Source organism: Allorhizobium sp. DMC15, from assembly GCF_056314065.1.
The window spans coordinates 251,364-256,344 of the sequence record NZ_JBQUZB010000005.1; the positions used below are offsets into that span (position 1 = coordinate 251,364).

1 protein-coding gene is annotated in these 4,981 nt (G+C 58.3%); it reads left to right on the top strand.

The genetic code is table 11. The annotated features are described in order from the left end of the window. The coding region (locus ACT53S_RS21255; RefSeq protein ID WP_476068468.1) for a tandem-95 repeat protein at window positions 1-4,981 on the top strand (4,981 nt) is incomplete at both ends.

The window sequence follows — 4,981 nt, forward strand, 5'->3', positions numbered from 1 at the left end:
GACGGACTTTGATGGCGACAGCGTGAAGCTTGGCGACAACTTCACGATCACGATCAAGGACGATGCGCCGGAGCTGAGTGGTAAGGTTGAGGCACGCACGGTCGATGAAGACGATATCAAGACTAGCCAGGCCACCGGTAACCATCCGGATGATGGGAATGGCGACGGCTCGTACACTGGCGGGCCAGCCTCTAACAGTGGCGGCGCTGCTTACATCGAGGGATCGATTGCACCTTTGGTCAAGGTTGGGGCGGATGATCCTGTAACCTTCTCCTTTACCAGCGATGCGGCGTCGGTTCTTGTGGCACAGGGCTTGAAGTCCGAAGGCAAGGCATTGAGCTATGAGGTGAAGGGTAACGTCCTTTATGGCTACGACAACACCAATGGTACTGTGGGTTACGGAGCGGGAGACCGAGTAGTTTTCAAGCTAACTCTGAACGCCAACGGTTCTTATAAATTTGAGCTTGTCGACCAGCTGGATCATAAGGAGCCGTCAGTCTCGGGCACCGCTGAAGACAACACCGTGACGATCGATTTCGGCGCGGTTCTTCAGGCGACAGATAAGGACGGCGACAGCGTCAAGCTCACAGGCCTGGTCAACGTCAAAGTGACCGACGATATTCCCGAAGTTGGTCCGAACAAGACGGTCGTCGTTGAAGATGACGATCTATTCAAGGGTATCGATGGCGGAACTGGCGACGATGACGCCCCGCAGAACGTCACCGGCGTCCTCGCGCATAAGTTCGGCGCCGATGGTGGCTCGATTGCCTGGGTCGTCGACGCAGAAACATGGGCCGGGGGCGCAGCTAACCTCGAATATGTAGCAGGTCAAAACGGCACGCTGCTGATCAAGCAGGATGGCACGACGGTCATCACGGTTTCGCTGAACGCCGCGACCGGCCAGTACACGGTGACGCAGGTTGCGCCGCTGATGCATGCAAACGGCGACAACGAGAACAACCAGACCTTCACGCTGACCTACAAGGTCACCGACGGCGACAAGGACACCGCCACCGGCACGCTGACCATCAATGTCGACGACGACATGCCGAAGGTGTCGAACAACGTCCTCACGGTGACGGTCGACGAAGACGATATCGCGAGTGTGCTTTCCTGGGGCAATCACCCGAATGACGGCGCAGGTGACGGTTCGACGACCGAAGGCCCCTTCATGGCAGAAGCTGCGACGACCCGCGGCTCGGCCGCCGATGTGGTCGCGTTCGGTGCGGATGGTGCCAAGGTCGGAGGCGGCTTCTCGTTTGCCTCGGACGCGCTTTCGACGATGACGAGCGTCGGCCTGTCGTCCAAGGGCGTGGCCCTGGCCTACACCTATGTTGGCGGCGCTCTGGTTGCCTACGCCAACACACCGGTAGTCGGCGGCGCCGGTTTTGACGTTGGCGACCGCGTGGTCTTCACGCTGACGCTGGACAAGTCGACGGGTGAGTTCGTCTATCGCCAGTATGACCAGCTCGACCATGTCGACGGTGGCAAGGAGAACACCGCTCTGAAGGTTCCGGGCGGCTCGATTGCCGGCATCGACGTCGGTGCGATCATCGACGCGACCGACCGGGATGGTGATACCGTGCCTCTAGATGGCAAAATCATCGTCAAGGTTGTCGACGACATGCCGGAAGTTTCGATCTGGACGGATCAGACGACGCGCGTCGACGAAACGGCGGGCAACAATGACAATCTGACGGACCCGATGTCCGTGTTCCTGGCGTCGCAGCTGTTCTCTTCCGTTGGTTCCAAGGGTAGCGATCTTGACATGCCGGTCCGCTATGCGCGGGACAATGTCGTCGATTTCTCGATCAATGGTGGTGCCGACGACACGGGTCTGCCGGGCACGGTCAATGCGTCGCTCACGCTGCAGATCGACAATGTAAACTCCGGTCTGTTCACGACGGATGGAAAGGCGATCACGCTTTCGAAGGAAGGCGAACTGGTCGTGGGCCGAATTCCGGATGGCACGGCTGCCTTCGCGATCCATATCGACAGCACGGGCCATGTCACGGTTGCGCAGTATCTGTCCCTGCAGCACTCGCTGTCGGGCACCGATCCGGATGACGACCTCAACCTGTCCGGCAAGATCTCGGCCGTGCTGACAGTCACCGACTACGACAAGGACACGGTGATCGAGACGGTCAAGATCGGCAGCAAGATCTTCTTCGATGACGACAGCGCGACGGCGGTTTCCAACGTATATACCGTTGCCGAAGACTCCGGCACCACGTCGTTCACCGGCGTAAATGGGTTGATCTACAATGATGCCGTAGGCGCCGATGGCGCCACCGTGTACCAGGTCAAGCTCGGCGCTGGCTCCTTCGTCAATGTTACATCGGGGACGTCCGTCGAGGGCGGCGGCTACAGCTTCACCGTTGAAGGCAAGGGGACATATGTCTTCAAGCCGAATGGCGAATGGAGCTTCACGCCGCTTGCGAATTTCAACGGTAATGCCAACTTCGAATACACGTTGCGCGATGGCGACGGCGATGTGTCGAATGCAGCGACCGTGACTGTGACGGTCACGCCGGTTAATGATGCGCCGATCGGCAACAATGATGCATTTTCCGTCACGGAGAATCAGATCTCGGGCGCCTTGATCGGCTCTAAGTATTTGGTCGGCAACGTGCTCACCAACGACACCGATGTCGATATCTCAACCAATGGGCAGACTCTTTCGGTTGGCCAGGTCAACAGTGTCACGCTCAACAACGGCACGAATACCGGCCTCGCCCTGACCCTCGACCCGACGCCGGTTGATGGTGTCTACAAGATCAGCGGCACCCATGGCGACGCCTATCTGAAGGTGGAAGCCAATGGCGAGATCAAGATGTGGACCGACAGCGGCGAGGATCCGTACAAGGCCCTGGGCACGACGGAATCCGCAACGATTACCATCGGCTATACGGTCACGGATTCGCATAACCCTGCGCTGACCAGCACCGCAACCGCCATCATCACGATCAACGGCAGCAATGACAATCCGGATGCCGTTGATGACATGTTCCTTGCGAGCGGTCTGGGTTCATTCTCTGACAATTTCAACGCCGGCAATGCAAACGGTTGGACCGCGACCAAGCTCGGCAACAACAGTGCCAAGTGGAGCTTTGAAAACGGCGTTGTCATCGAGAAATCGAACAATGCCGACGGCTTCCTGCGGGGACCGATGGACAAGTTGGCGCCTGGCGCGGCTTCCAGCACGGTTTATCGCATTGAGGTTGATGCGGATCCGCAGAACCGTGCGGAACCGATTTTCTCGCCGGAGGCCCGTAACGAAGCGGTCGGTCTCGTCTTCGGCTTCGTTGATCATAAGAACTACTACCGAGCCTATTGGAAGAGCTACGATGCAAACTCCGTAGGCGATGCCGACTATCGCGACCTGGTCCTGGAAAAGGTCGTGAATGGTAACGTCACCATTCTGTCGAAGGTCGATAACGTCAACTTCGGCAACGACATGATGAAGTTCGTCTTGTCGGTTGGTGCTGATGGCATTCATGTCGAGGTGACTGGGAACGGCTTGACCAAGGAATTGACCAGCTCCGAGCGTCCGGCGCTCGGCGGTTACGGCCTCTATTCCGAAGACAATGACGACGGCGTCACCTATGACAACTTCAGCATTACAGTCGGTGGTGCCATCAGCACGGCAGAAGACACGGCTCTGACCATCCAGGCCGCTGATCTCCTAGCCAACGACAGCGATGTCGATGGCGATGCCATCAGCGTCATCGGCGTATCAGGAACCTCCGCAAACGGTGGGCTGGTCTCGCTGGTGAATGGTGTCATCACCTACACGCCAGCTCTGAACTTCAACGGTCAGGACACGTTCACCTACACGATCTCGGACGGTAAGGGCGGTACGGATACGGCGACGGTAACGATCAATGTCACGCCGGTGAATGATGCCCCGGTCGCGGCGGGCGACGCGTATAGCACGGCGGAGGATACCCCGCTGCAGGTGACGATTGCCAACGGCGTATTGCTCAACGATGTGGACGTTGACGGTGATGCCATTAATGCGATGCTCGAAACCAACCCCGCCCACGGCACCTTGTCGTTCACCGGCGCTGGTACGTTCGTTTATACGCCGGACGCCAACTACAATGGGCCCGACAGCTTCTCGTACAAGGTGTACGACGCGAAAGGCGAGTTCTCCAACATCGCTACGGTGACGATCAACGTCACGCCGGTGAACGATGCTCCGACGTCGGGCGATGACAGTGTCACGACGTTGGAAGACACGCCGAAGCTTCTGAGTGTCTCGGACTTCGGCAGCTATTCGGACACCGAGGGCACGCCGCTTGCTTCGGTGAAGATCACAGGCCTTCCGTTGAATGGAACCTTGCAGTTCCTGAACGGTGCGGTCTGGGAGGCTGTGACGGAAAACCAGGTCATCTCTCGCGCTGATATTGAAGCAGGCAAGCTTCAGTTCGTCCCTGCGGCGAATGCCAATGGCGACGACTATGCGACGATCGGCTTCCAGGTCAGCGACGGTAGTGACTTCAGCGTCGACAGCTATGAGCTGACGGTTGATGTGACGGCTGTGAACGATGCTCCGACGTCGGGCGATGACAGTGTCACGACGTTGGAAGACACGCCGAAGCTTCTGAGTGTCTCGGACTTCGGCGGCTATTCGGACACCGAGGGCACGCCGCTTGCTTCGGTGAAGATCACAGGCCTTCCGTTGAATGGAACCTTGCAGTTCCTGAACGGTGCGGTCTGGGAGGCTGTGACGGAAAACCAGGTCATCTCTCGCGCTGATATTGAAGCAGGCAAGCTTCAGTTCGTCCCTGCGGCGAATGCCAATGGCGACGACTATGCGACGATCGGCTTCCAGGTCAGCGACGGTAGTGACTTCAGCGTCGACAGCTATGAGCTGACGGTTGATGTGACGGCTGTGAACGATGCTCCGACGTCGGGCGATGACAGTGTCACGACGTTGGAAGACACGCCGAAGCTTCTGAGTGTCTCGGACTTCGGC